Below are 3,074 nucleotides of genomic sequence, written 5' to 3'. Positions count from 1 at the left end.
AATTAAATAATTGCAGCGTATATTAACTGCCGTAATGTGGGTACTTATTCGGTGTGGGGAATAACATTATGGCGGCCGACGAGATGATCATCGTACCGCCTGTGTGCAGGATGCCACGCCATATGGCAGGCATCCCCGTACCCGTTCTGGTGGGTTGACCAACAATGTAGACTCACCAGCTTACTCTGACTGGAGTTACACCGGTACGCGTTCACCTCGCGACACAATGGCTAACACTGGTCAATCCAACCAGAACTATTTCTGCCGGGACTCAAGCCAGACCAGCGCCAGCGTGGAGAGTGAACACATCACCACAATGCCGACAAGCCACAACAGATACCACATCGCCCTCTCCTCCTTAGTAAAGTTCGTAATCATGGCGATGGATCGTTTCTACATTGATTCGTCCCAGCATCTTGTAATAACTCCACAAGGTATAAAGCAGAACAATCGGTAGAAAAATCAGCACAATAACCAGCATGATGCTGAGCGTCATCTGGCTCGAAGTACTGTCCCACACCGCCAGGCTGGAGAGCGGATGTGTAGTGGTTTACTGAATTTGGCCACCTGAACAGAGGTGATATGCTCACCTCAGAACAACACAGGTGTCCCAATGAAAAGAAGAAATTTCAGCGCAGAGTTTAAACGCGAATCCGCTCAACTGGTCCTTGACCAGAACCACACGTTGCAGCTGCAGCCAGTGCTATGGATGTTGGTCTTTCTACCATGACGCGATGGGTAAAGCAGTTGCGGGATGAACGACAGGGCAAAATGCCAAAAACCTCCCCCATAACCCCGGAACAGATTGAAATACGCGAGCTGAAGAAAAAACTACAACGCATTGAAATGGAAAACGAAATATTAAAAAAGGCTACCGCGCTCTTGATGTCAGACTCCCTGAACAGTTCTCGTTAATCGGGAAACTCAGAGCGCATTATCCTGTGGTCACACTCTGCCACGTGTTCGGGGTTCATCGCAGCAGTTACAAATACTGGAAAAACCGCCCTGAAAAGCCAGACGGCAGGCGGGCTGTATTACGCAGTCAGGTTATGGAGCTGCATAACATCAGCCATGGCTCTGCCGGCGCAAGAAGTATCGCGACTATGGCAACCCTGAGAGGCTTCAGAATGGGGCGCTGGCTTGCCGGCAGGCTCATGAAAGAGCTGGGGCTGATGAGTTGTCAGCAGCCCACCCACCGGTACAAACGTGGTGGTCATGAACACATAGCTATCCCGAATCACCTTGAGCGACAGTTCGCAGTGACAGAGCCTAATCAGGTGTGGTGCGGCGACGTGACGTATATCTGGACAGGAAAGCGTTGGGCTTACCTCGCTGTTGTTCTCGACCTGTTCGCAAGGAAACCGGTGGGATGGGCAATGTCGTTCTCACCGGACAGCAGACTGACCATCAAAGCACTGGAAATGGCGTGGGAAACTCGCGGTAAACCAGCCGGGGTGATGTTCCATAGCGACCAGGTCACTACAGTCTACAAAACGACCTGTACAGGCTTGCTAAGCTGCTATTCTTGCCTATCACTAAAAAATGTCTGACATCAATATCAGGAACATCGTTTTATCAAGATGAAAAACCGACAAGACTGAGCCAGCCTGATACGCAGATGTTCTATTGTTGATGTACGTCGACGAAAATTACTTACACATGCTGTTACACGAAAAAATTAATGGGATAAACAAAGAAGGAATTTCATCGTAACTGCTTGATTTTGATGGTGCCGATAATAGGAGTGTAACACGCGATAAATCTTGTGTTCGGGTCTTCTTCTACGACCTTCGCAACTACCTGATTTAACGATTTTTACGCACACTGATAATCTGGCATTCATCATGCACATGATAAACGCCCCTAAACTTTAACGGGGTGGAAAATGAAATACAAGCCGGATCAATACATCATCTCTGATAGTTACGGAGTTTATTACGTCAGGATCTCAATTCCTATATGGCTTCGTAATGCATTTGGTGGAAGAAAAACTCTCGTCCGTAGTCTGAACACTTCCGATCTTCGTGTGGCACGTAGGAAGCGTGATGTTATAGCAGACGAGTTTCACCACATCAGGCAAATTGCAGAGCCACCAAAACCGGACAGCCTGCAGGACACAATCAGCTATCTAAAGAGCGTTGCTAAGTACGCAAAAGCTGCCCCGAAAGCATCAGCGCCAATTATCTCCCAATGCCCCTCTCTGAATAAGATGTTGGAGATTTACCTCACGCATAACGCTGATCGCCTGAAAATTGGAACATTAAGCAAGACCAGGAAAGCCGTAGAACTGTTTCTGAATTACCTGCGAAAGAAGGATGTGGAACTAAACGATATCAACCGTACCACCGTTACAGGCTGGCTTGATCATCTCCGAGAAACAAAGGCAGTCCAAACAGTGGCTAACTATCTTTCTGCAATGGCAAACATTCTCGATCTTGCCTCTTCCCGATACCAGGACGCCCCACAGCTGGAAAGTAACGTATTCAGAGGGCATAAACTCAACACAGCGCAGAGCCGCCAGAGTTACGAGGCATTCACGGACGAAGAAATTACTAAGCTCATTAGCACGTTTAACAAGTTAGGAGAGGACGAATTAAGGGATTTAAGCGCCATAGCCGCTTATAGCGGAATGCGCATCAATGAAATAGCCAGTTTGAAATCTGACAATATCCGTGAAGTTGAGGGGGTGTTATGTTTCGATGTATTGGAAGGAAAGACAGCTAACGCTTCCAGGCTAATCCCATGCCATAGTGCGATTAAAACAATGGTCCTGGAACGCTGCCAGAAGCCGCACAACGGCTTTTTATTTTACCGTGCAAGTGTGACCAAGAGAGAGGACGGCAAGCGCTCCTCATGGCACGTAAACCGCTTTGGACGGCTTAAACGCGATATTCTCCCAGGGCAAGAAAACAAGGTGTTTCACTCGTACCGCCATGCCGTGATCAGTAAGCTAAACGCCGCCGGAGTGGATGAATCTCGTATTGCCTTGCTCGCGGGCCACTCATTTGGAGAAACTGAATCTTTCAAGACGTATTCGAAATCCGTTCCTGAGCGAATAGTGAAGGAACTAAAAG

2 protein-coding genes and 2 pseudogenes are annotated in these 3,074 nt (G+C 48.0%); 2 read left to right on the top strand and 2 right to left on the bottom strand.

Translation table 11 applies throughout. The features are described from left to right. Positions 1-255: 255 nt before the first annotated feature. Positions 256-345, bottom strand: a complete 90-nt coding sequence (gene cbdX / locus NNO04_RS22210) for a cytochrome bd-II oxidase subunit CbdX (RefSeq protein ID WP_271446498.1) — start codon at positions 343-345, stop codon at positions 256-258. 13 nt (positions 346-358) lie between these two features. Then, positions 359-550: pseudogene (locus NNO04_RS22205) on the bottom strand (cytochrome d ubiquinol oxidase subunit II); the annotation flags it as partial. 63 nt (positions 551-613) lie between these two features. Here NNO04_RS22205 and NNO04_RS22200 point away from each other — a divergent pair. Then, a pseudogene (locus NNO04_RS22200) lies at positions 614-1,475 on the top strand (IS3 family transposase); the annotation flags it as partial. Between the two features lie 410 nt (positions 1,476-1,885). Beyond that, positions 1,886-3,074, top strand: a 1,189-nt coding sequence (locus NNO04_RS22195) for a tyrosine-type recombinase/integrase (RefSeq protein WP_271446497.1), incomplete at its 3' end; no start/stop codon positions are given.

It is taken from the genome of Citrobacter sp. Awk 4 (assembly GCF_028069725.1).
Lineage (GTDB): Bacteria > Pseudomonadota > Gammaproteobacteria > Enterobacterales > Enterobacteriaceae > Citrobacter_D.
The sequence above is the reverse complement of the archived record's forward strand: the minus strand, read 5'-3'. Positions and strand labels throughout refer to the sequence as shown.

Excerpts from the sequence above, each read along its gene's own strand:
- cbdX (WP_271446498.1), bottom strand. The coding sequence starts at position 345 with ATGTGGTATCTGTTGTGGCTTGTCGGCATTGTGGTGATGTGTTCACTC.